At 56.7% G+C, this 21,706-nt stretch carries 19 protein-coding genes, 3 tRNA genes and 3 rRNA genes (1 of these 25 only partly in view); 8 read left to right on the top strand and 17 right to left on the bottom strand.

Features of this window, described 5'->3' with window-relative positions:
- Nucleotides 1-8: 8 nt before the first annotated feature.
- Genes yajC through queA form a run of 3 tightly spaced genes read right to left on the bottom strand, consistent with a single transcriptional unit; the run spans nucleotide 9 to nucleotide 2,567 of the window.
- Complete coding sequence (gene yajC, locus LOY36_RS04875) at nucleotides 9-344, bottom strand: preprotein translocase subunit YajC (RefSeq protein WP_007934009.1); 336 nt, start codon at nucleotides 342-344, stop codon at nucleotides 9-11.
- 43 nt (nucleotides 345-387) lie between these two features.
- Nucleotides 388-1,503, bottom strand: a complete 1,116-nt coding sequence (tgt, locus tag LOY36_RS04870; protein ID WP_019651852.1) for a tRNA guanosine(34) transglycosylase Tgt — start codon at nucleotides 1,501-1,503, stop codon at nucleotides 388-390.
- 14 nt (nucleotides 1,504-1,517) lie between these two features.
- Nucleotides 1,518-2,567: a tRNA preQ1(34) S-adenosylmethionine ribosyltransferase-isomerase QueA gene (queA, locus tag LOY36_RS04865; protein WP_105344839.1), complete on the bottom strand. Its 1,050-nt coding sequence runs from the start codon at nucleotides 2,565-2,567 to the stop codon at nucleotides 1,518-1,520.
- 107 nt (nucleotides 2,568-2,674) lie between these two features.
- On the opposite strand from queA, the gene LOY36_RS04860 reads away from it, so the two are divergent.
- Together LOY36_RS04860 and LOY36_RS04855 are read left to right on the top strand one after the other, a co-directional pair.
- A tRNA-Leu gene (locus LOY36_RS04860) sits at nucleotides 2,675-2,759 on the top strand.
- Nucleotides 2,760-2,920: 161 nt separating this feature from the next.
- Entirely contained in the window at nucleotides 2,921-3,250 is a 330-nt protein-coding gene (locus LOY36_RS04855) for a hypothetical protein (RefSeq protein ID WP_258672435.1), read from the top strand.
- A 737-nt stretch (nucleotides 3,251-3,987) separates the two neighbouring features.
- On the opposite strand, the gene LOY36_RS04850 is transcribed toward LOY36_RS04855, so the two are convergent.
- The 7 genes from LOY36_RS04850 to LOY36_RS04820 all read right to left on the bottom strand — a co-directional run bounded on the left by LOY36_RS04850 (nucleotide 3,988) and on the right by LOY36_RS04820 (nucleotide 9,220).
- Complete coding sequence (locus LOY36_RS04850) at nucleotides 3,988-4,335, bottom strand: ASCH domain-containing protein (protein ID WP_258674140.1); 348 nt, start codon at nucleotides 4,333-4,335, stop codon at nucleotides 3,988-3,990.
- A gap of 124 nt (nucleotides 4,336-4,459) precedes the next feature.
- Nucleotides 4,460-5,077, bottom strand: coding sequence for a hypothetical protein (locus LOY36_RS04845; protein ID WP_258672434.1), 618 nt, complete (start codon nucleotides 5,075-5,077; stop codon nucleotides 4,460-4,462).
- A 57-nt stretch (nucleotides 5,078-5,134) separates the two neighbouring features.
- Nucleotides 5,135-6,679, bottom strand: coding sequence for an IS66 family transposase (tnpC, locus tag LOY36_RS04840; protein WP_258672432.1), 1,545 nt, complete (start codon nucleotides 6,677-6,679; stop codon nucleotides 5,135-5,137).
- A 63-nt stretch (nucleotides 6,680-6,742) separates the two neighbouring features.
- Nucleotides 6,743-7,078 carry an IS66 family insertion sequence element accessory protein TnpB gene (gene tnpB / locus LOY36_RS04835; RefSeq protein ID WP_258672431.1) on the bottom strand — a complete coding sequence of 112 codons (336 nt, stop codon included), beginning with the start codon at nucleotides 7,076-7,078 and terminating at the stop codon, nucleotides 6,743-6,745.
- Nucleotides 7,075-7,395, bottom strand: a complete 321-nt coding sequence (gene tnpA, locus LOY36_RS04830; RefSeq protein ID WP_258672430.1) for an IS66-like element accessory protein TnpA — start codon at nucleotides 7,393-7,395, stop codon at nucleotides 7,075-7,077. Before tnpA ends, tnpB begins: the two co-directional genes overlap by 4 nt.
- Nucleotides 7,396-7,589: 194 nt before the next feature.
- On the bottom strand, nucleotides 7,590-8,087 hold the full coding sequence (locus LOY36_RS04825) for a DUF4411 family protein (protein ID WP_064616231.1): 498 nt from the start codon (nucleotides 8,085-8,087) through the stop codon (nucleotides 7,590-7,592).
- On the bottom strand, nucleotides 8,084-9,220 hold the full coding sequence (locus LOY36_RS04820; RefSeq protein WP_258672428.1) for an XRE family transcriptional regulator: 1,137 nt from the start codon (nucleotides 9,218-9,220) through the stop codon (nucleotides 8,084-8,086). Before LOY36_RS04820 ends, LOY36_RS04825 begins: the two co-directional genes overlap by 4 nt.
- Nucleotides 9,221-9,956: 736 nt before the next feature.
- On the opposite strand from LOY36_RS04820, the gene LOY36_RS04815 reads away from it, so the two are divergent.
- The 6 genes from LOY36_RS04815 to LOY36_RS04790 all read left to right on the top strand — a co-directional run bounded on the left by LOY36_RS04815 (nucleotide 9,957) and on the right by LOY36_RS04790 (nucleotide 16,668).
- Entirely contained in the window at nucleotides 9,957-10,271 is a 315-nt protein-coding gene (locus LOY36_RS04815) for a DUF3077 domain-containing protein (protein WP_258672427.1), read from the top strand.
- A gap of 645 nt (nucleotides 10,272-10,916) precedes the next feature.
- Nucleotides 10,917-11,393: a formate dehydrogenase subunit gamma gene (locus LOY36_RS04810; protein WP_018926718.1), complete on the top strand. Its 477-nt coding sequence runs from the start codon at nucleotides 10,917-10,919 to the stop codon at nucleotides 11,391-11,393.
- The gene (locus LOY36_RS04805; RefSeq protein WP_258672426.1) at nucleotides 11,390-12,952 is read left to right on the top strand and encodes an NADH-quinone oxidoreductase subunit NuoF; all 1,563 of its coding nucleotides are present in this window, start codon (nucleotides 11,390-11,392) and stop codon (nucleotides 12,950-12,952) included. The genes LOY36_RS04810 and LOY36_RS04805 overlap by 4 nt, the downstream gene beginning before the upstream one ends.
- Nucleotides 12,949-15,837, top strand: coding sequence for a formate dehydrogenase subunit alpha (gene fdhF, locus LOY36_RS04800; protein WP_019581640.1), 2,889 nt, complete (start codon nucleotides 12,949-12,951; stop codon nucleotides 15,835-15,837). Before LOY36_RS04805 ends, fdhF begins: the two co-directional genes overlap by 4 nt.
- The gene (locus LOY36_RS04795; RefSeq protein ID WP_237886552.1) at nucleotides 15,834-16,055 is read left to right on the top strand and encodes a formate dehydrogenase subunit delta; all 222 of its coding nucleotides are present in this window, start codon (nucleotides 15,834-15,836) and stop codon (nucleotides 16,053-16,055) included. Before fdhF ends, LOY36_RS04795 begins: the two co-directional genes overlap by 4 nt.
- Before the next feature lie 229 nt (nucleotides 16,056-16,284).
- A complete protein-coding gene (locus LOY36_RS04790) occupies nucleotides 16,285-16,668 on the top strand; it encodes a hypothetical protein (RefSeq protein ID WP_019651861.1) in 384 nt (127 codons plus the stop codon).
- Between the two features lie 92 nt (nucleotides 16,669-16,760).
- On the opposite strand, the gene LOY36_RS04785 is transcribed toward LOY36_RS04790, so the two are convergent.
- From LOY36_RS04785 to LOY36_RS04755, 7 genes are all read right to left on the bottom strand, one after another.
- On the bottom strand, nucleotides 16,761-17,114 hold the full coding sequence (locus LOY36_RS04785) for a gamma-glutamylcyclotransferase family protein (protein ID WP_019651862.1): 354 nt from the start codon (nucleotides 17,112-17,114) through the stop codon (nucleotides 16,761-16,763).
- Nucleotides 17,115-17,127: 13 nt separating this feature from the next.
- Nucleotides 17,128-17,793 (bottom strand): aminopeptidase P family protein, encoded by a 666-nt coding sequence (locus LOY36_RS04780; RefSeq protein WP_258672425.1) that lies wholly within the window; start codon nucleotides 17,791-17,793, stop codon nucleotides 17,128-17,130.
- Nucleotides 17,794-17,946: 153 nt separating this feature from the next.
- A 5S ribosomal RNA gene (gene rrf, locus LOY36_RS04775) occupies nucleotides 17,947-18,062 on the bottom strand.
- Nucleotides 18,063-18,217: 155 nt separating this feature from the next.
- A 23S ribosomal RNA gene (locus LOY36_RS04770) occupies nucleotides 18,218-21,109 on the bottom strand.
- 246 nt (nucleotides 21,110-21,355) lie between these two features.
- Nucleotides 21,356-21,431, bottom strand: a tRNA-Ala gene (locus LOY36_RS04765).
- Between the two features lie 29 nt (nucleotides 21,432-21,460).
- A tRNA-Ile gene (locus LOY36_RS04760) sits at nucleotides 21,461-21,537 on the bottom strand.
- Between the two features lie 163 nt (nucleotides 21,538-21,700).
- A 16S ribosomal RNA gene (locus LOY36_RS04755) occupies nucleotides 21,701-21,706 on the bottom strand; it runs 1,533 nt beyond the window's last position.
- The 16S, 23S and 5S rRNA genes sit together here with 2 tRNA genes alongside, the layout of an rRNA operon.

Below are 21,706 nucleotides of genomic sequence, written 5' to 3'. Positions count from 1 at the left end.
GTTGTAACTTAGATCGCTTTGAGCGTGCCTTTTGGCAGCGTGGCGGCGATGGCGCCTTTCTGGAACTTCATTTCAACAGTGTCGGACACTTCCAGAACCACGAAGTCGTCGGACACTTTGGTGATTTTGCCGGCGATACCACCGGTGGTCACAACTTCGTCACCTTTTTGCAGGCTGCTCAGCAGGTTCTTCTGCTCTTTGGCGCGCTTGGCCTGTGGACGCCAGATCATCAGGTAGAAGATGACCAGGAAACCGACCAGGAAAATCCACTCAAAGCCGCCGCCCATCGGGCCTGCCGCAGGTGCAGCAGCGTCAGCCATGGCATTAGAGATAAAAAAGCTCATTTAGCACTCCAGTTGCAAATGTTGAATCTTGGGGTCAGAAAACTCAGTCCAAAGGCGGAACAGGCAACCCGCGTTTGGCGTAGAAGGCATCGACAAAGGCGGCCAATGTACCCTGTTGAATAGCCTCGCGCAAACCAGCCATAAGCACTTGATAATGGCGCAAGTTATGGATGGTATTGAGCATGCTTCCCAGCATTTCGCCGCACTTGTCCAGGTGATGCAGATAAGCGCGGGAGAAGTTCTGGCAGGTATAGCAATCGCAGGTCGGATCCAGCGGCGAATCATCATGGCGATGGAACGCGTTACGGATCTTCAGCACGCCTGTATCAATGAACAGATGCCCGTTGCGGGCATTACGGGTTGGCATCACGCAATCGAACATGTCCACACCGCGGCGCACACCCTCAACCAGATCCTCCGGTTTGCCAACGCCCATAAGGTAACGAGGTTTGTCAGCCGGCATCTGACCCGGCAGGTAATCGAGCACCTTGATCATCTCGTGCTTGGGCTCACCCACCGACAGACCGCCGATGGCCAGGCCGTCGAAACCGATCTTGTCGAGGCCTTCCAGCGAACGCATGCGCAAATCCTGATGCATGCCGCCCTGCACGATGCCGAACAACGCCGCCGTGTTGTCGCCATGGGCGTTTTTCGAGCGCTGAGCCCAGCGCAACGACAGCTCCATCGATACGCGAGCGACGTCTTCGTCGGCCGGGTACGGGGTGCATTCGTCGAAGATCATCACGATGTCCGAGCCCAGATCACGCTGGACCTGCATCGACTCTTCCGGACCCATGAACACTTTGGCGCCGTCGACCGGAGAGGCGAAGGTCACGCCCTCCTCCTTGATCTTGCGCATGGCGCCCAGGCTGAACACCTGGAAACCGCCGGAGTCGGTCAGAATCGGGCCTTTCCACTGCATGAAATCGTGCAGGTCGCCGTGCTTCTTGATCACTTCGGTGCCAGGACGCAGCCACAAGTGGAAGGTGTTGCCCAGAATGATTTCCGCGCCGGTGGCGACGATATCCCGCGGCAGCATGCCCTTGACCGTGCCGTACGTGCCCACCGGCATGAAGGCCGGGGTCTCGACGGTACCGCGCGGGAAGGTCAAACGACCGCGACGCGCCTTGCCGTCAGTAGCAAGCAACTCAAACGACATACGACTTTGGCGACTCATTCTTTGTCCTCAGGGCCACGTGGTGCGGGATTACGGGTGATAAACATCGCATCACCGTAGCTGAAAAAGCGGTATTCGTTGTCGACGGCGGCCTTATAGGCGGCCATGGTCTCGGGATAACCGGCGAACGCCGAAACCAGCATCAACAGCGTGGATTCGGGCAAATGGAAGTTGGTGACCAGGGCATCGACCACATGAAACGGCCGCCCCGGGTAGATAAAGATATCGGTGTCGCCACTGAACGGCTTGAGCACGCCATCGCGCGCGGCGCTTTCCAGGGAACGCACGCTGGTGGTCCCCACGGCCACCACACGACCGCCGCGAGCGCGGCAGGCCGCAACGGCATCGACCACGTCCTGGCCGACTTCCAGCCATTCGCTGTGCATGTGGTGATCTTCGATCTTCTCCACACGCACTGGCTGGAAAGTGCCTGCGCCGACGTGCAAGGTCACGAATGCGGTCTCGATGCCCTTGGCGGCAATCGCCTCCATCAGCGGCTGATCGAAATGCAGCCCCGCCGTCGGCGCCGCCACCGCGCCCAGGCGCTCGGCGTACACCGTCTGATAACGCTCGCGGTCCGAGCCTTCATCCGGGCGGTCTATATAAGGAGGCAACGGCATGTGCCCGACGCGGTCGAGCAGCGGCAACACCTCTTCGGCAAACCCCAGTTCGAACAACGCATCGTGACGCGCCAGCATCTCGGCCTCGCCACCGCCGTCGATCAAAATCTTCGAGCCGGGCTTGGGCGACTTGCTGGAACGCACATGGGCCAGCACGCGATGACTGTCGAGCACCCGCTCCACCAGAATTTCCAGCTTGCCGCCGGAAGCTTTCTGGCCAAACAGCCGCGCCGGAATCACCCGGGTATTGTTGAACACCATCAAATCGCCTGGGCGCAAATGCTCAAGCAAATCAGTGAATTGACGGTGTGCCAGGGCGCCGCTGACCCCATCCAGGGTCAACAGGCGACTACCGCGACGCTCGGCCAAAGGATGGCGAGCAATCAGCGAATCAGGGAGCTCGAAGGTAAAGTCAGCAACGCGCATGATGGGGTTCGTCTAGCAGGGCCGGGAAGTCTAGCGGAAATATCAAAAATTCTCCATGTACCTGATTGACCAGCGGTATTCACCTCTCTATACTTCGCCGCCATTGAGCCCTGATGGCGGAATTGGTAGACGCGGCGGATTCAAAATCCGTTTTCGAAAGGAGTGGGAGTTCGAGTCTCCCTCGGGGCACCAAAATTAAGAAAGGTCTTGCTTAGCAAGGCCTTTTTTTTCGCCTGTAGAAAAGCCATTGCCCGCACCGCTGTCGTGTGACGGCTGCCGAAGGTTGCGATCTTTTGATCTTGCTTCTCTTACGCACGTCCCGCACCGGTGGAACATTTCACAAGGATTCCCTCATGGAATTGCAGCTGGAAAGCGTCGCCCTCTTCTCCCTGAAACTGGCTTACGAGACGGAAGATTCAAGTCCGATTTTGCGTGATGATCTGGTCATGGGTGATTACCAGCGGGATGTGTTTGAGCTGCTGGTGCGGCGGGGGGATGTCGAGGCGATTCAGTTGAAAGTGGATGAGTGTGTGGGGTTGGCGCTGGACGCCATCGGTGGTGTGGATAAGCCGTTGGGGAGGGAGCTGCAGAGGTTGGCGGCTGAATTTGCCGGGATTCAGACGATGGGGCAACTTGATGGTCCGCTCGTTGCGCTCAAGGATTATTTGAAAGACATTCAATAAAGGCGGGCGGCCTAAAAAGCTGGAACGCCCGATAACCGGACCGTGGGCTAGGTCGCAAGAACTGGCTCTTCGCAGGTTCACTGCGCAGCGAAAAATGGGCAGCGGGCGATTGAGATCGAAGAGCTTCCACCTCATAAATGGAGCGAATCACAGTCGGACTGGATTGGTGAGCGCTACGTCCCGAATCGGGCCATTCCAAGCGATGGGTGAGAGTAGGAATACTACGATAAGGAAAGCTACCTGGGACAGGTAGAACGGCTCCAGCCACTGCTGCTTCAATGCGACGTAAAAAGTGTTATGGGTTACGTCGACCAAAATAATCGCTACCGTGAGCACGATTCCGGCTCTTGGTTTGATGAAAAGTAACAGTGCTGCAAGCGGATCAAAAAACGTAAGCGCTCCCCAGAAAATACGGCTACCCAAGTAAGCGTCAGGCCCGTATCCGTAGTGCCAGAGCAATCCATGCGAAACGTCTGCACGGATGTGATTAGCGGTTGCAATGAAAAGGCAGCATGCGAACAAAATCCTGACAGCGAATGACAATCTTGGCATAGCGTTATCTACATTCGTGATCTACGCCCTGCATGATAGCGGGATCGACCAACGACGCGAGCAATTGCAAACTGGGAAGGTCTGATAGATAAACGCTTACGGGAGCTACTGGAGATTGGCGGCTGATTTCGGAGCGACGTAGACGATTGAGCGTAAGCGTCTGCCCAACACATCTTGCTCAATGTTCAGCTTTTGTCTGGGAGCAGGAAATCTACCTCATAGATTCCCCGTTCCGCACGGATGGTCACAGGGTGTGTGATTGGCCTTACGTCACTCAACTCCCATGCGAGCCAGCCATCCTCAAAATAGCTTGCACAGGCCGCTTGCATGTCAGCGAGGATGAAGGGGCGCACGGCCTTCACGCGCACAATTGCGACGGCAATACCCTCATCGTCTTCGTCCCCATCGGTATGCAGAAATCGCTCGTTTTCCACAATCAGGAGATCCTCGGAAGGATCTAAGTCTGGATGCCAACGACGGACTTCGAGGATTTTCTCGCCAGAAGCGATTCGGCCGCCACTGGGCCGTACAATTGATAACGCCTTTATGGTTCTCTCCTAAAAATTAGACGCTTGGAAAATAGTCGCTTCGATAGGGTTCCACTCATGCGGCAGAAGCTCGCCGATCCGCTTCCAGCTTCTATAAGGCTCCGTCTCGCTAAGAGGTGTGAGTAGGTCGTGGGAGCGATGCGATCATTTGATCAAAGGCCGCCGCCGCATACCTTCCATCAATGCTTTTCAAGGTTGGCATTTCTAAAGGAAAGCCAAATCGTACTCTGCCGGGAAGCACTTTATTCATAGCTGAATACCAGGCCAGCAGAGCTTCTTGGAGGCGCACGTGTAGCTCGAACTTACTCCGACGACGGGTAGTGTCTGCTTTGGCTCGCTCTCGCGCGAGCTGAGGATCTATGCGACCAACAATGTAACAGTCAGCAAAACCAATACGCCCTTGTGCGATAGTTTCTCTTGTGGCATCCAACTCTGTTCGCCAGTCGTGTTCGCTCGCCTCACCGATCTGCCACAGGCTCCAAATGTAGTGGAGTTTGAGAGGGTCACTGTCACACAAAGCCCACGAAGCAGCGGCTTCCATGGCCAGCGCTTTTTGCCAGCGATCCACGTTTCGTTCCGCCCAAAAAACGGCTGCTCCGGTTGGATTTTTTATGCGATCCGGTTCGTCTTCAAAGCGGCCATTTTCAGCAACGACGTGCTGTCCTCCATGCTTGGCGCACCAAGTGGTTTTCCCGCTGGCACTGATACCTTCAACAACCAAAATCATACTTCCGACTACTCCGTTCGTTGCGTCATTTCTGTAAGTCTCTAAGCATCGGGGGGCTTACGTGGTTTCTATCGCCATCCACTGATGCGGTAGAAGCTGTCCGATTTCTTTGGCCCGCTGCGTCGGCAGCCGCGTCAGCACATCTTTGAGATAGGTATACGGATCATGCCCATTCATGCGCGCCGATTGGATCAAGCTCATGATTGCAGCCGCCCGTTTACCGCTGCGTAGCGACCCGGCAAACAACCAGTTCGAACGTCCGAGCGCCCATGGCCGTATCTGGTTCTCAACCTGATTGTTGTCGATGGGCACAGCCCCATCGTCCAAGTAGCGCGTCAGCGCTACCCAGCGTTTCAAGCTGTAATCGAGGGCTTTAGCCGTAGCTGAGCCGTTGGGCACCAGATCGCGCTGGGCCAACATCCAGTCATGCAGTGTTTTGATGATCGGTACCGCCATTTCCTGACGTATTCGCCAACGATCTTCATCACTCATGTCCCGCGCTTGGCGTTCGACCTCATACAAACCGCCAATCGAGTGCAAGGCCTGTTCAGCCAACTGACTTTTGCTCGCCACGTGCAGATCGAAAAACTTGCGACGGGCGTGGGCCATGCAGCCGATTTCAGTGATGCCTTGTTCAAAACCGGCTTTGTAGCCAGCGAAATCATCGCAGACCAACTTGCCGTTCCAGTCGCCCAAGAAGCTGCGCGCATGTTCTCCGGCACGGCTCGGGCTGAAGTCGTAGACCACCGCGTTGAGCGCTGAAAACGGCGTAGTGCTGTAGGCCCAGACGTAGGCCCGGTGGGTTTTCTTCTCTCCTGGCGCAAGCATTTGCACCGGTGTTTCATCAGCGTGAACCACGCCTTGGCTCAGCACCGTTTCACGCAGTGCATCGACCAGCGGCTGGAGTCGCACGCCGGTTTGGCCGACCCACTGGGCCAAGGTCGAGCGAGCAATGGCCAGCCCGGCGCGGCCGAAGATTTTCTCCTGCCGGTAGAGCGGCAAGTGATCGGCAAACTTGGCCACCATCACGTGGGCCAGCAGGCCTGCGGTTGGAATACCTTTGTCGATGACCTGGGCTGGCACCGGCGCCTGAGTCAGGGTTTCGCACTGACGGCAGGCCCATTTGCCACGCACATGTTGCTCGACCGTGAATACCCCTGGCGTGTAATCCAGCTTCTCGCTGACGTCTTCGCCGATGCGTTGAAGTTGGCAGCCACAGGCGCACTGGGTGCTTTCTGGTTCGTGACGAATCACCGTGCGCGGAAACTGCGGCGGCAATGGCGCACGCTTTGGAGATTGCCGTGGCTCGGCCTGTGGTGAAGCTGGGAGGAGCTGTTTTAGCTCGGCCTCGATAGCTTCAAGGTCTGTGTCGAGCAGGTCATCCAGCAAGCTGCCTTGCGCTGGGCTGATTTGCTCGCTGCGCTTGGCAAACTTGTGGCGCTTGAGAAGGGCGATTTCGTAAGTGAGCTGTTCGATGATGGTTTCATCGTTCTGGATCTTCCTGCTCATCGCCTCGACCTGGGACTGCAACTGCAACGCCTGTGCCGCCAAGGCACGAAGCTGTTCCTGGGTCATCTGGTCGAGATTGGGCGAGAAAGTCATGCCGCCGATTGTGCCAGAGCAGAAACGGGACGACGACAAGTAGACCGGCCAAAAGGCCGGCGTTTACAGTATGCTAATCACACCGCCTGCGCCGACTCGCTGCCACGGCAGGCCCAGTACCAGCGCCTGGAGTTGTTCGCTGTCGAGTTCGACCTCGCAGCCATGGCGAATGCCGGGCCAGTGAAACTTGCCTTGATTCAGTCGCCGCGCTGCAAGCCAGACTCCCACGCCATCGTGCACCAGCACTTTCATCCGGTTAGCCCGGCGATTGGCGAAGAGGTAAGCGCAGTGCGGCTTCGCCGCACCGAACACCGCGATCACCCGGGCTAATGCCGTCTCGGTGCCGGCGCGCATGTCCATCGGTTCAGTGGCCAGCCAGATCGCATCAAGGCGGATCATTGAGCGACAGCCCGAATAAATAGCGCGCAGCCCTCAGGGTCTGAGGGTGGCCACTTCACCGTTAACACTTGTCCGGCCATGGGCAACTCAATGACCACTGACGTTTCGGCTGGCCGTTTAGGTGCAGCCTTCAGCGGGACAAATGCTGGCAGCGAGGTTGCTGCGGGCTGGTCTCGAAAGAGCGGCATCCATTTGCGGATGACGTTGGCGTTGATGCCGTGGCTGATGGCGACACTGGACACGGTTGCGCCAGGTTGCATGCATTCCTGAACGACTTGGGCTTTGAACGGTTTCGGATAAGAGCTTCGTTGGCGCATGGGAATCCTGGCAAATAAGGGTGATCGCGTCCGCTTGAAAATACGCGGACACCATCGCCCTTAATGCTGGAGTTCGGAAGGTGAGTTCGCCGGACGCTTACGATTGAGCAGCTGTATTTGAAAAGCATTCTGTGAAAAACAAGCGAAAAGCGCGGCAGAGCACTCTGCGTAAAAACCACCAACTTTTGAATAAATTAAGCAGGCAACACAAACCTCGCTTCAAGCCTATGCAACAATTCAAACGTATTCAAATAAGGAACATCAAGCTCCTGGCAAATATTAGGAATAATAAATTTCCGTTTTGCGTCGAGATTCAGCACTTCATGAGTAACGACTGTAGCCCCTGTAGTCAACGCTTTCGCAATTAACCATGGGTCAGCCCCCGCTAAAAACTCTTCCATTGCGCCTATTTTCATCTTAGGCGCTTGACCAGCCACAAGCCCCGCAACCTGCGCGAATGCCAGTTGCGTATCCTTATCGGTGGTGGAGTGAAAGAAATCAGAATTGTCCTTCGCCCAACCCGCCAGGTCGTCATGCCCTTTTGTTAGCTCATCCATTACAGGTCCAATACTGGCTAAAGCCAATGCTTTATTTTTCAGCAGTAACCATTGCCAGAAGCCAGGACAGATAGCCATTCCGTAGTAACGGTTCTTGGCTTCGATCAGTGTGTTAGCGTCAAGTAAATGATTCATTCCGTAATCTTGTTGGCTAGAGTCCTTAATTTAGCAGGTTGCACGCCGAGCAAACTTCCCGCCTCGCGTAGCAGCATCCGGCCACTCATTGCTTCAGTCAGCACTGCCTTGCTTAGGCGAGGGCTGTTTTTCGCGGTGGCGTTACGGTAATAGTCACCCGCGCCACCTTTTTCATCCTGGAAAGCCTTGAGGATCATTCGATAGTAAGCGCTATAAAGTGCTTGGCTTATATAACCAAGATCCAGTGCGCGGCGACCGACAGCTAATTTACTGATGTGAAACCGAGTGGCTAGCGGAGCTAAATTCTCTTCCCAGTTAACATCTGGGTTCCACAGGGCTCGGAATGGGGCTTCAGGAGCCAGAAATTCACCTGCCACTGCATTGCAGAAACGCTCCTCGTCTCGACCATTTGCAGTGTTTCCGTCAGACACTCCACTGCTACCAATCCATATATGGGCCAGCTCGTGAAGTAAGGTGAACAGCCTGGCGGTGGGGGCATCGGAACTGTTGATGAATACAACGGGGGCGTAGGCATTACTGATGGCAAAACCCCGAAACTCGCTCACTTCAAGTTTGCGATGAGTATTCCCTAGCGCAATGCCACTGCGCATAACCAAAACTCCAGCCATTTCTGCGGCTTCGATCAAGGCACGGCTGTATTTTTCGTAATCCAATCGAGCAATGTCAGGATTCACGCCAAGGATTCGGCGGATATCGTCCACCACCTCTCTGACTTGAGATCTGCTATTGAAGCGAGCTACAAAAGCCAGCGGCTGATGCTCCTGGTGTTGCAGATACTCCAGATACCAATCCTGCTTACGTATGGCATCCCTCACGGTGTCCAACAGTTCCAGACTGGGACGTTGAGGTGCAATCCCACCGACGGTCCGCAGATCAGGCAAAGGCAATTGTTCGACGGGCGGCTGCTGAAGAAACAGGAAACCAAACGGGATGTGAGCGACATTCGCCCACTTTTGAGCCTGAAGGAATGTTGGTTTGGTCTCGCCAGCCTCCCATTCCTCTACTCGATCAGGTTTCACTGGCAGCTTTTTAGCAACCTGCTCAGTGGAGAGACCTGCGCGCTCACGAGACCATGTGAGCAGGCTTGGATTGACGAAGGCAGCTTGGCTCATAGGGTCGCAGGCAAATCAGATGGGGCCAGTAAACGTTCGAGAGCATCTTTAACAGATGCATCCGACTGACGCTGGTTCCAGTTATCTGGCATTGCCTTTCTCCTTGGCTATTAAAGGTCTGGTGGTAGCGACTACAGATTAGTAGAGAAGCAGAGCTACCGACGGTAGAAGCGCGCGATTATGAGGTAAATCCGGAATGACCCGAAGCGCAAATATGTAACCCGCAGACAGATGGCATTACCCTGTTTCAATGTGTTTCATGACGCAGCACACCTTTCTCCATCCCTCCGCCCCTTCTTCATCCCCCGAATATCCTCTGTGACTGATCATATAATCACCCAGCGCTCTCGAAGGTTGCAGGAAAAGGGTCTGCACGATACCCTCCCACCGTCGCTGCAAATTCAGCGACCGGGCTTGGTAACCCGAGGTAAATCACTGCGCAACAGTGCCATGCGTCCGCAGGCGCTTTTTTTTCGCCTGCGATCTGCGTTATGGCGGCTGTGCGTGGGACGTCTTCGGGCGTGCCGGTTTCCTTGATTTCCCGGTTTACCAACCTGCGCACAGCTGCCACCCATTCGCTTGGTAACGAATTGTGGCAGCTCTTCAAATTAAGGAGCTTTGCAATGCGCAGTATGGATCCGTACAAAATTTGGCTATTACCTCAACGCGATTCCCAATCGCATAACGCCCCACCATCCACCCTCTCCCACCGCATCTCCATCATTGGAGGTGGCAAATGACCGATCAATCAGACCTCAAAACCATCGGCTTAACCCCCGCCATCTACTGCTCCGATCAACCACTCTTCCACGTCACTCACGGCGTCCCGCTCGGCGATGCGTTATCGATGGCTTCTGATTTTCTGTTCCTCGCCAAGAAGCTGACCGAAGATGCTGCCTACGCCAGGGACACCGACCGTCACGCCTGGGCTGCGCATTATTTGACAGCGATGAGTAAGGCGCTGGTTGATGATGCGGTGAAGGTGCTTGCGCAGGATCGGGATTCTGCATCGACAGCTAAGCAGTCGGAGGCGGAGAAGTCTGAAGCGTAGCGGTTGAACGATGGCGGGATTGTTTTGATGCCTGTCGTTGGCTGGGATGACGCCTGGGGGAGTGAGCTGCTTGGGATTTTGGCCAAATATCAGCATTGATGTTGGCTGGGTTGACGCTATCGCGGGCAAGCCCGCTCCCACAGGGGTTGTGTGTGCTGACTGGGATTTTGGATTAGCCCCTAGGTTTTTCGGGGCTTTTTATCACTCGGTTCAGCGTGAATGTTTATAGGGCTCTTGGGTTATAGAGCAATAAATCGACGCATCTGCTCCCTGAAATCACCCACAGATCTGATGCTGTTTCTCACCCGTAATGCTTGCTATACATCCTCCATCGACAAGCCCTCAAAGCATTGAGCCAGTGCGTGAACGCCCCACGCCCCGCTCATCTAGACTTAATGGATAGTCGTAGGCAGAACCGAACACGTCGCTTTGGTGCGGATGATTCAAAGGCGGCGTGGCAAGCTGCGTGATATGCCTGAAGAGGTGCGGCAAAGACCGCGCCGGGCACAACAAGATGCCCACTCAGGGTGCCCTGGCCAACGGTCTGAAAATGCCACGAAACCGTGACGTGGCGTGAACGCCGCAGCCGACACTTTCGGACGACCGACAACCGCCTGGTTTGTCCGTGACCGTGAGGAATGCTGTATGTCTGATGAGATGTTGCACCTGCCTATGGTCAACAGCCTGCTGGAGCGCCACAAGGGTTTGCCCGGCGCATTGTTGCCGATCCTTCATGAAATTCAGGAGGGCATCGGTTATATCCCCGATGCCGCCGTTCCCGAGATTGCCCACGCCCTCAACCTGAGTCAGGCCGAGGTTCGCGGGGTGATCAGCTTCTACCATGACTTCCGTACCGCGCCTCCGGCCCGGCATATCCTGCGTCTGTGCCGGGCCGAGTCCTGCCAGAGCCGCGGCGCCGAGCAGCTCGCGGCGCAATTGCGCGACCGCCTGCAACTGGACGACCACGGCAGCAGTGCCGACGGCAACATCAGTCTGCGCCCGGTGTATTGCCTCGGCGCCTGCGCCTGCTCGCCTGCCCTGGAGCTGGATGGTCAGGTGCATGCGCGGCTCACTGCCGAACGCCTGGATGCCCTGCTCAACGCTTGCCAGGAGGACGCATGATGCCGACGCTTTATCTGCCCTGTGATTCTCTTGCCCGTGCCGTAGGCGCCGATGAGGTGGCCGTGGCCCTGACCACTCAGGCCCGGGAGCGCGGTCTGTCGTTGGACTTGCAACGCACCAGCTCGCGCGGCCTGTACTGGCTGGAACCGCTGCTGGAAATGGATAGCCCGCAAGGTCGTATCGGCTTCGGCCCGCTGACCACTGCCGATGTGCCGTCCGTGCTCGATGCGCTGCAAGGCGAGCCGTCCGCTCATCCGCTGGCCTTGGGGCTGGTGGAGGAGTTGTCTTATCTGAAGAGCCAACAACGCCTGTTGTTCGCCCGCGCCGGCATTACCCGGCCGCTGTCCCTGGAAGATTACCGGGCTCATGGCGGTTTCGAGGGCTTGACCCAGGCCATCGCTCTGGGCGGCGAGCAGACCGCGACTGCAGTGTTCGATTCGGGCCTGCGTGGCCGTGGCGGCGCGGCTTTCCCGGCCGGGATCAAATGGCGCACGGTGCGCGGCACTCAGGCTGCGCAGAAATACATCGTGTGCAACGCCGACGAAGGCGACTCCGGCACCTTCGCCGATCGCATGTTGATGGAAGGCGACCCCTTCCTGCTGATCGAAGGCATGGCCATTGCCGGCATCACCGTCGGCGCCAGCTACGGCTACATTTATGTGCGCTCGGAATATCCACAGGCCGTGGCCACCCTGCGCGAGGCGCTGGACATCGCCCGGGCCGCGGGTTACCTCGGCGCCAATGTCGGTGGCAGCGGACTGGCCTTCGACATGGAAGTGCGGGTCGGTGCCGGCGCGTACATCTGCGGTGAGGAAACCGCGCTGCTGGACTCCCTCGAGGGCAAGCGCGGGATCGTCCGCGCCAAGCCGCCGATTCCTGCGCTGCAGGGCCTGTTCGGCCTGCCGACCCTGGTGCACAACGTGCTGACGCTGGCCTCGGTGCCAATGATTATGGCCAAGGGCGCGCAGTTCTATCGCGATTACGGCATGGGCCGTTCCCTGGGCACCATGCCCTTCCAGCTGGCGGGCAATATTCGTCACGGCGGTTTGGTGGAACGGGCCTTTGGCCTGACCCTGCGCGAACTGGTGGAAGACTACGGCGGCGGGACCGCCAGTGGCCGGCCGCTGAAGGCCGCGCAGGTTGGCGGCCCTCTCGGCGCCTGGGTGCCGCCGTCGCAATTCGATACGCCGCTGGATTACGAAGCCTTCGCCGCCATCGGCGCGATGCTCGGTCACGGTGGTGTGGTGGTGGCTGATGACACGTTGGACATGGCCCACATGGCGCGCTTCGCCATGCAGTTTTGTGCCGAGGAATCCTGTGGCAAATGCACGCCGTGCCGTATCGGCTCGACCCGGGGCGTTGAGGTGATCGACCGCCTGCTGGCCGCGCCTGACCAGAGCGGTCGCGATGAACAGGCAATCATCCTCAAGGACCTGTGCGACACAATGCAATACGGTTCGCTGTGCGCGTTGGGCGGCATGACCTCCTATCCGGTCGTCAGCGCCCTCAAGCACTTCCCCGCCGACTTCGGTCTGCAAGCCTCGGAGGCCGAGCAATGATCACTGTATTCGACCCGAAAACCGATATGGATCTGGGTACCCCGGCCCGCGAAAGCCAGGTGCAAGTCACCCTGAACATCGACGGCCAAAGCATCAGCGTGCCCGAAGGCACCTCAGTGATGCGCGCTGCCGCGTTGCTGGGCACCACCATTCCCAAACTGTGCGCCACCGACAGCCTGGAAGCCTTCGGCTCCTGCCGCATGTGTCTGGTGGAGATCGACGGCATGCGCGGCTACCCCGCATCCTGCACCACGCCGGTCAGCGAAGGCATGACCGTGCACACCCAGACGCCGAAGCTCGCGACCCTGCGCCGCAACGTCATGGAGCTGTACATCTCCGATCACCCGCTGGATTGCCTGACCTGCTCGGCCAACGGCAACTGCGAGCTGCAAACCGTCGCCGGCCAGGTCGGCCTGCGGGAAGTGCGTTACGGCTATGAGGGCGAGAACCATCTGGACGACGTGAAGGACACGTCCAACCCGTACTTCGACTACGACCCAAGCAAGTGCATCGTCTGCAACCGCTGCGTGCGCGCCTGCGAAGAAACCCAGGGTACGTTTGCCCTGACCATTACCGGGCGCGGATTCGAATCCCGGGTCGCGGCCGCCGGTGGCGAGGACTTCCTCGACTCGGAATGCGTGTCCTGCGGTGCCTGTGTGCAAGCCTGCCCGACCGCGACGCTGATGGAAAAAAGTGTGGTTGAACTGGGTCAACCCGAACACAGTGTGATCACCACCTGCGCCTATTGCGGTGTGGGCTGTTCGTTCCGCGCCGAGATGAAAGGCGACCAGCTGGTGCGCATGGTTCCGGACAAGAACGGCCAGGCCAACCACGGCCACTCCTGCGTCAAGGGGCGCTTTGCCTGGGGCTACGCGACTCACCCGGATCGTATCACCAAACCGATGATCCGCAAGTCCATTAACGACCCTTGGCAGGAAGTCAGCTGGGATGAAGCGGTGACTTACGCCGCCAGCGAATTCCGCCGATTGCAGCAAAAATACGGCCGCGATTCCATTGGTGGCATCACCTCCAGCCGCTGCACCAACGAAGAAACCTATCTGGTGCAGAAACTGGTGCGTGCGGCCTTCGGCAACAACAACGTCGACACCTGTGCGCGTGTCTGCCACTCACCGACCGGCTACGGCCTGAAACAAACCCTGGGCGAGTCCGCCGGCACACAGAGTTTCGACTCGGTGATGCAGGCTGACGTGATCCTGGTGATGGGCGCCAACCCCAGCGACGCTCACCCGGTGTTCGCCTCCCAGCTCAAGCGCCGTCTGCGTGAAGGCGCGCGACTGATCGTCATCGACCCACGCCGTATTGACCTGGTGGACACGGTGCATGCCCGCGCCGAACTGCACCTGGCCCTGCGTCCGGGCACCAACGTCGCCATGCTCAACGCTCTGGCCCACGTCATCGTCACCGAAGGCTTGCTCAACCAGGCCTTTATCGACGCCCGTTGCGAGGGCAACGATTTCGCCCACTGGAAAGAGTTCGTCAGCCGAGCGGAAAACTCGCCGGAAGCCCTTGGCCCTGTCTGCGGCGTAGAACCTGCCGATATCCGTGCCGCTGCGCGCTTGTATGCCACCGGCGGTAACGCGGCGATCTACTACGGCTTGGGCGTCACCGAGCACAGCCAGGGCAGTACCGCGGTCATGGGCATTGCCAACCTGGCCATGGCCACCGGCAACATCGGTCGCGAAGGCGTGGGCGTGAACCCGTTGCGTGGACAGAACAACGTTCAGGGCTCCTGCGACATGGGCTCCTTCCCTCACGAACTGCCCGGTTACCGTCACGTCTCCAACGAGGTGGTACGGACGCAGTTCGAACAGGCCTGGAACGTCACCCTGCAACCCGATCCGGGCCTGCGCATTCCCAACATGTTCGAGTCAGCACTGGCCGGCAGCTTCAAGGGCCTGTACTGCCAGGGCGAAGACATCGCCCAGAGCGACCCCAACACCCAACACGTCACCGCGGCGCTGTCGGCCATGGAATGCATCGTGGTGCAGGACATTTTCCTCAACGAAACCGCCAAGTTCGCCCATGTGTTCCTGCCGGGCGCCTCGTTCCTGGAAAAAGACGGCACCTTCACCAACGCCGAACGGCGCATCTCCCGGGTACGCAAGGTCATGGAGCCTCTGGGCGGCAAGGCCGACTGGGAAGGCACCGTGGCTCTGGCTAACGCCCTGGGCTATCCGATGAACTACAAGCATCCGTCGGAAATCATGGATGAAATCGCCAGCCTGACGCCGACCTTCACCAACGTCAGCTACGCCGCACTGGATAGTCACGGCAGCCTGCAATGGCCATGCAACGCCGCGGCACCGGACGGCACGCCAACCATGCACATTGAGGAATTCGTGCGTGGCAAGGGGCGCTTCATGCTCACCGGCTACGTGCCGACCGAGGAGAAGGTCAACAGTCGCTATCCGCTGCTACTGACCACCGGGCGCATCCTCAGCCAGTACAACGTCGGCGCCCAGACCCGGCGTACTGAAAACGTCGCTTGGCACGATGAGGACCGCCTGGAAATCCACCCGACCGACGCCGAGAGCCGTGGCATCAACGAAGGTGACTGGGTCGGCATCGGCAGCCGCGCCGGCCAGACCGTACTGCGGGCACGAGTCACCGAGCGGGTTGCCCCAGGCGTGGTGTACACCACCTTCCACTTCCCTGAGTCGGGCGCCAACGTCATCACCACCGACAACTCCGACTGGGCTACCAACTGTCCGGAGTACAAGGTCACTGCCGTGGAGGTCAGCCGCGTCTATCACCCTTCCGAGTGGCAAAAACGCTATCAGGCATTCAGCGACGAACAACAACGCCTGCTCAACGAACGTCGCCATGAACGTAGCGCCGGGACAAAAGCCGAGGTACGCCGATGAGTACGGACAACCTGATCAAGATGGTCAACCAGATCGCCCAATACTTTGCCAGCGAACCGGATCAGCAACAGGCCGTGCTCGGCGTGCGCAATCATCTGCAGATGTACTGGACGCCCGGCATGCGCAAGGAGTTGCTGGCCTGGCAGACGGCGCATCAGGGGGCAGACTTGCACCCGCTGGCGCAGGCGGCGGTTAGTGGGGCGGGCTGGGAGGCTTAGGTTTACAGATCCCTTGGCCTGTTGAGACGGGCCAAGGGAGCGTTCCAGCGTTTTTAACGTCGACCCTTTATTCAATGAGTGACAGAGCCAAACGCAGCCAAAATCCACATCAATCAGCAACATCCTTCGGCATAACCCCATCGGTTTGATATCGTGTTGCCATCGCCTCATCTCATCAAAGATGAGCAATGGCGGTTTCAGGGTTATTGCGAACAAGGAAAAGGATTGAATGCTGCTAATTGGCGTATTGGTGTTCCTCGCTGCGACAGTGGGGATGTGGGTTTGGGTGGTGAAAAACCGCGGAGCTGTGAATCTATGGCTCGCCAACCTGGCAGGTGCCGTGGGTAGCTTTATTGTCGGGATAGCGGTGCTGGTTCTGTTCAATAGATGGCTTGCCCCCGGAGAAGCCTCCTCAGCACGGATCGTTTTATACGTACTCTATACGCTGATGGCGGTTATGGGCGCCTTCGTCGGCACATGGCTCTTGGTGATGGCCAGACTGAAGCAGTCTGAATACCCCGCCTTCCGTCATTTGATTGCCGGGACGTGTAGTCTGTTGGCGGCAGCGATCACTTTGGTAGTGTGGTCAGTAATCCTCCTCCCCAGCAAATGAGTATCTCCCCAGGCAATTGCTGAACCTCAGCCTGGGCCTGCATGATCATCGCCGGCGAGAGTCCTTGCCCGTCGGCGTGAAACTTCCAGAAGTCAGGCTCGCACGTAGACCCAGGCACTGATGCCGGACTTGAGGGTCACTCTGACGCGTTTGTAGTCCGCTACCTCGTATTCGTCGGCCGCGACCAGCTCTTGGGCCGTGATCTCGAAAACAGTGCCGGCGATCTCGTCCGACAGGTCGCCACTCTCCTGCACGATCGGATGATGGCTTTTCCCACTCGCCGCCAACACCGCCGGATCGGTTATCTCGACCAGGTTCTGCTTGTAACCTGGCAGGCTGTCCAGGCGCCCTTTCAACTCGCGCCCGAAGGTGGACAGCTGAACGGCCCGGTCCTGCAAAGTACCGTAAGAGAACAGCAGAACCGGTTGCTCTGTTTGGTTTGGCATGAGGTTTCCTTGATCAGATAAGCAAGTCTTCGTAGAACGCTCCGAAAGGGCGCTCAGGGTGGGCGATCTGGATTTCCAGAATCCACAGGCCGGTCGTCGGGCACTTGTCTAAATCCCCGAGGTCGCCACCACGGTGAATCGCATGAGGGAAATCGCTGACTCTGTGGCCTTTGATGTTGAGGTTGAGCTTCCACCCCATGGCTTGCGCCTGGTCAGCCGCATAGCGGTAAAGCTCCATGCCGGAAACCTGCTCACTACGCCAAAAGCCTTCGACCCGATTGAAAAGCTCCCGGGAGGCCGCGGCACAGGCGATCATTTCCGGGTCGGAACCGGTGGTGAAAGTCGCCCCTGCATCACCTTCGTGCTCTTGCCAGACCGCGCCCATGTCGACGAAGAAAATATCTTCGTCACCCAGCACAGGATCGCCATCGGAGCGCTGTTTGAACGTCTTGAGCGTATTGGCGCCAAAGCGGATCAGCAGCGGGTGCCAGATGCGATCCATGCCAAGTTCCGACAGAACCTGTTTACCCAGTAACTGGACTTCGGACTCGCGCATGCCGGGAGAAACAACCCGGGCAATCTGTTCGATGGCCTTCCAGGTCATCTGCTGCGCATGGCGCATCGTTTCCAACGTGTAATGCTCGCCTACTGCTTCTTTACCGCTCAGGGCCGCTGTCATCGATCATTCCTTTTGTACGAATTCTCGCTATATATTTTCATATACTGCGATATTCGATAAAAAAGATATAGCCATGATCCAGGCTGAAGAAACTTTCCTGCGGACAAAACAAAACCCCTACCTGCATACGCAGATAGGGGTTTCGGAATTTAATCTTGACGATGACCTACTCTCACATGGGGAAACCCCACACTACCATCGGCGATGCATCGTTTCACTTCTGAGTTCGGGATGGGATCAGGTGGTTCCAATGCTCTATGGTCGTCAAGAAATTCGGGTACCGAACCGTCTTTCGACGCTTCAGCAAATTGGGTATGCGATAGTTTGTGCGGCTTTTTGTGAATGGTTGCGAACTTTCGGTTCATTGCGTCTTCACACACCGCAATCTGGCCTCTTTCGAGTTCACAAATTGCTTGGGTGTTATATGGTCAAGCCTCACGGGCAATTAGTATTGGTTAGCTCAACGCCTCACAGCGCTTACACACCCAACCTATCAACGTCGTAGTCTTCGACGGCCCTTCAGGGGACTCAAGGTCCCAGTGAGATCTCATCTTGAGGCTAGTTTCCCGCTTAGATGCTTTCAGCGGTTATCTATTCCGAACATAGCTACCCGGCAATGCCACTGGCGTGACAACCGGAACACCAGAGGTTCGTCCACTCCGGTCCTCTCGTACTAGGAGCAGCCCCTCTCAAATCTCAAACGTCCACGGCAGATAGGGACCGAACTGTCTCACGACGTTCTAAACCCAGCTCGCGTACCACTTTAAATGGCGAACAGCCATACCCTTGGGACCGGCTTCAGCCCCAGGATGTGATGAGCCGACATCGAGGTGCCAAACACCGCCGTCGATATGAACTCTTGGGCGGTATCAGCCTGTTATCCCCGGAGTACCTTTTATCCGTTGAGCGATGGCCCTTCCATACAGAACCACCGGATCACTAAGACCTACTTTCGTACCTGCTCGACGTGTCTGTCTCGCAGTCAAGCGCGCTTTTGCCTTTATACTCTACGACCGATTTCCGACCGGTCTGAGCGCACCTTCGTACTCCTCCGTTACTCTTTAGGAGGAGACCGCCCCAGTCAAACTACCCACCATACACTGTCCTCGATCCGGATAACGGACCTGAGTTAGAACCTCAAAGTTGCCAGGGTGGTATTTCAAGGATGGCTCCACGCAGACTGGCGTCCACGCTTCAAAGCCTCCCACCTATCCTACACAAGCAAATTCAAAGTCCAGTGCAAAGCTATAGTAAAGGTTCACGGGGTCTTTCCGTCTAGCCGCGGATACACTGCATCTTCACAGCGATTTCAATTTCACTGAGTCTCGGGTGGAGACAGCGCCGCCATCGTTACGCCATTCGTGCAGGTCGGAACTTACCCGACAAGGAATTTCGCTACCTTAGGACCGTTATAGTTACGGCCGCCGTTTACCGGGGCTTCGATCAAGAGCTTCGCGTTAGCTAACCCCATCAATTAACCTTCCGGCACCGGGCAGGCGTCACACCCTATACGTCCACTTTCGTGTTTGCAGAGTGCTGTGTTTTTAATAAACAGTCGCAGCGGCCTGGTATCTTCGACCGGCGTGGGCTTACGCAGCAAGTGCTTCACCCTCACCGGCGCACCTTCTCCCGAAGTTACGGTGCCATTTTGCCTAGTTCCTTCACCCGAGTTCTCTCAAGCGCCTTGGTATTCTCTACCCAACCACCTGTGTCGGTTTGGGGTACGGTTCCTGGTTACCTGAAGCTTAGAAGCTTTTCTTGGAAGCATGGCATCAACCACTTCGTGTTCTAAAAGAACACTCGTCATCAGCTCTCGGCCTTAAGATCCCGGATTTACCTAAGATCTCAGCCTACCACCTTAAACTTGGACAACCAACGCCAAGCTGGCCTAGCCTTCTCCGTCCCTCCATCGCAATAACCAGAAGTACAGGAATATTAACCTGTTTTCCATCGACTACGCTTTTCAGCCTCGCCTTAGGGACCGACTAACCCTGCGTCGATTAACGTTGCGCAGGAAACCTTGGTCTTTCGGCGTGGGTGTTTTTCACACCCATTGTCGTTACTCATGTCAGCATTCGCACTTCTGATACCTCCAGCAAGCTTCTCAACTCACCTTCACAGGCTTACAGAACGCTCCTCTACCGCATCACCTAAGTGATACCCGTAGCTTCGGTGTATGGTTTGAGCCCCGTTACATCTTCCGCGCAGGCCGACTCGACTAGTGAGCTATTACGCTTTCTTTAAAGGGTGGCTGCTTCTAAGCCAACCTCCTAGCTGTCTAAGCCTTCCCACATCGTTTCCCACTTAACCATAACTTTGGGACCTTAGCTGACGGTCTGGGTTGTTTCCCTTTTCACGACGGACGTTAGCACCCGCCGTGTGTCTCCCATGCTCGGCACTTGTAGGTATTCGGAGTTTGCATCGGTTTGGTAAGTCGGGATGACCCCCTAGCCGAAACAGTGCTCTACCCCCTACAGTGATACATGAGGCGCTACCTAAATAGCTTTCGAGGAGAACCAGCTATCTCCGAGCTTGATTAGCCTTTCACTCCGATCCACAGGTCATCCGCTAACTTTTCAACGGTAGTCGGTTCGGTCCTCCAGTCAGTGTTACCTAACCTTCAACCTGCCCATGGATAGATCGCCCGGTTTCGGGTCTATTCCCAGCGACTAGACGCCCTATTAAGACTCGCTTTCGCTACGCCTCCCCTATTCGGTTAAGCTCGCCACTGAAAATAAGTCGCTGACCCATTATACAAAAGGTACGCAGTCACCCAACAAAGTGGGCTCCCACTGCTTGTACGCATACGGTTTCAGGATCTATTTCACTCCCCTCTCCGGGGTTCTTTTCGCCTTTCCCTCACGGTACTAGTTCACTATCGGTCAGTCAGTAGTATTTAGCCTTGGAGGATGGTCCCCCCATATTCAGACAAAGTTTCTCGTGCTCCGTCCTACTCGATTTCATGACTAAGAGATTTTCGCGTACAGGGCTATCACCCACTATGGCCGCACTTTCCAGAGCGTTCCGCTAATCTCAAAGCCACTTAAGGGCTAGTCCCCGTTCGCTCGCCACTACTAAGGGAATCTCGGTTGATTTCTTTTCCTCAGGGTACTTAGATGTTTCAGTTCCCCTGGTTCGCCTCTTGCACCTATGTATTCAGTACAAGATAACCATCTTATGATGGCTGGGTTCCCCCATTCAGACATCTCCGGATCAAAGTCTGTTTGCCGACTCCCCGAAGCTTTTCGCAGGCTACCACGTCTTTCATCGCCTCTGACTGCCAAGGCATCCACCGTATGCGCTTCTTCACTTGACCATATAACCCCAAGCAATCTGGTTATACTGTGAAGACGACATTCGCCGAAAATTCGCATGCTCAATTAAGAGCAACTCACAAATTTTACCTTAGCCTGATCCGTTACCAGTGAAAGTAACGTTCAGTCTATCTTTCTATCACATACCCAAATTTTTAAAGAACGATCTAGCCAAAGACTAGAAATCAACATTCACCATCATCACGATGGAATGCTCATTTCTAAGCTTTCAACAACAGAAGCAGTAGTGGTGGAGCCAAACGGGATCGAACCGTTGACCTCCTGCGTGCAAGGCAGGCGCTCTCCCAGCTGAGCTATGGCCCCGTATTTCTACAGGTATTCCCACACAAAATTGGTGGGTCTGGGCAGATTCGAACTGCCGACCTCACCCTTATCAGGGGTGCGCTCTAACCAACTGAGCTACAGACCCAATTTCGAGCTACTAAGGCCGACCTCACCCTGCTCTTTACCACACAGCATGGGGTGCGCTCTAACCAACACAGCTACAACCTGATACAGGCTGCTTCATATCGTCTTCTTCAATGAATCAAGCAATTCGTGTGGGAACTTATGGAGCAGCTGATGTCGTCGATTAAGGA

It is taken from the genome of Pseudomonas sp. B21-019 (genome assembly GCF_024749225.1).
Lineage (GTDB): Bacteria > Pseudomonadota > Gammaproteobacteria > Pseudomonadales > Pseudomonadaceae > Aquipseudomonas.
The sequence above is the reverse complement of the archived record's forward strand: the minus strand, read 5'-3'. Positions and strand labels throughout refer to the sequence as shown.

What these genes read in the sequence shown, in the direction of transcription:
- LOY36_RS04795 (WP_237886552.1), top strand. Translation starts at nt 15,834, where the DNA reads ATGAGTACGGACAACCTGATCAAGATGGTCAACCAGATCGCCCAATAC.
- LOY36_RS04810 (WP_018926718.1), top strand. Translation starts at nt 10,917, where the DNA reads ATGTCTGATGAGATGTTGCACCTGCCTATGGTCAACAGCCTGCTGGAG.
- LOY36_RS04780 (WP_258672425.1), bottom strand. Translation starts at nt 17,793, where the DNA reads ATGACAGCGGCCCTGAGCGGTAAAGAAGCAGTAGGCGAGCATTACACG.
- LOY36_RS04815 (WP_258672427.1), top strand. Translation starts at nt 9,957, where the DNA reads ATGACCGATCAATCAGACCTCAAAACCATCGGCTTAACCCCCGCCATC.
- tnpC (WP_258672432.1), bottom strand. Translation starts at nt 6,679, where the DNA reads ATGACTTTCTCGCCCAATCTCGACCAGATGACCCAGGAACAGCTTCGT.
- LOY36_RS04845 (WP_258672434.1), bottom strand. Translation starts at nt 5,077, where the DNA reads ATGATTTTGGTTGTTGAAGGTATCAGTGCCAGCGGGAAAACCACTTGG.
- yajC (WP_007934009.1), bottom strand. Translation starts at nt 344, where the DNA reads ATGAGCTTTTTTATCTCTAATGCCATGGCTGACGCTGCTGCACCTGCG.
- LOY36_RS04825 (WP_064616231.1), bottom strand. Translation starts at nt 8,087, where the DNA reads ATGAATCATTTACTTGACGCTAACACACTGATCGAAGCCAAGAACCGT.
- LOY36_RS04820 (WP_258672428.1), bottom strand. Translation starts at nt 9,220, where the DNA reads ATGAGCCAAGCTGCCTTCGTCAATCCAAGCCTGCTCACATGGTCTCGT.
- queA (WP_105344839.1), bottom strand. Translation starts at nt 2,567, where the DNA reads ATGCGCGTTGCTGACTTTACCTTCGAGCTCCCTGATTCGCTGATTGCT.
- LOY36_RS04790 (WP_019651861.1), top strand. Translation starts at nt 16,285, where the DNA reads ATGCTGCTAATTGGCGTATTGGTGTTCCTCGCTGCGACAGTGGGGATG.
- tnpA (WP_258672430.1), bottom strand. Translation starts at nt 7,395, where the DNA reads ATGCGCCAACGAAGCTCTTATCCGAAACCGTTCAAAGCCCAAGTCGTT.
- tgt (WP_019651852.1), bottom strand. Translation starts at nt 1,503, where the DNA reads ATGTCGTTTGAGTTGCTTGCTACTGACGGCAAGGCGCGTCGCGGTCGT.
- fdhF (WP_019581640.1), top strand. Translation starts at nt 12,949, where the DNA reads ATGATCACTGTATTCGACCCGAAAACCGATATGGATCTGGGTACCCCG.
- LOY36_RS04805 (WP_258672426.1), top strand. Translation starts at nt 11,390, where the DNA reads ATGATGCCGACGCTTTATCTGCCCTGTGATTCTCTTGCCCGTGCCGTA.
- LOY36_RS04785 (WP_019651862.1), bottom strand. Translation starts at nt 17,114, where the DNA reads ATGCCAAACCAAACAGAGCAACCGGTTCTGCTGTTCTCTTACGGTACT.
- LOY36_RS04855 (WP_258672435.1), top strand. Translation starts at nt 2,921, where the DNA reads ATGGAATTGCAGCTGGAAAGCGTCGCCCTCTTCTCCCTGAAACTGGCT.
- tnpB (WP_258672431.1), bottom strand. Translation starts at nt 7,078, where the DNA reads ATGATCCGCCTTGATGCGATCTGGCTGGCCACTGAACCGATGGACATG.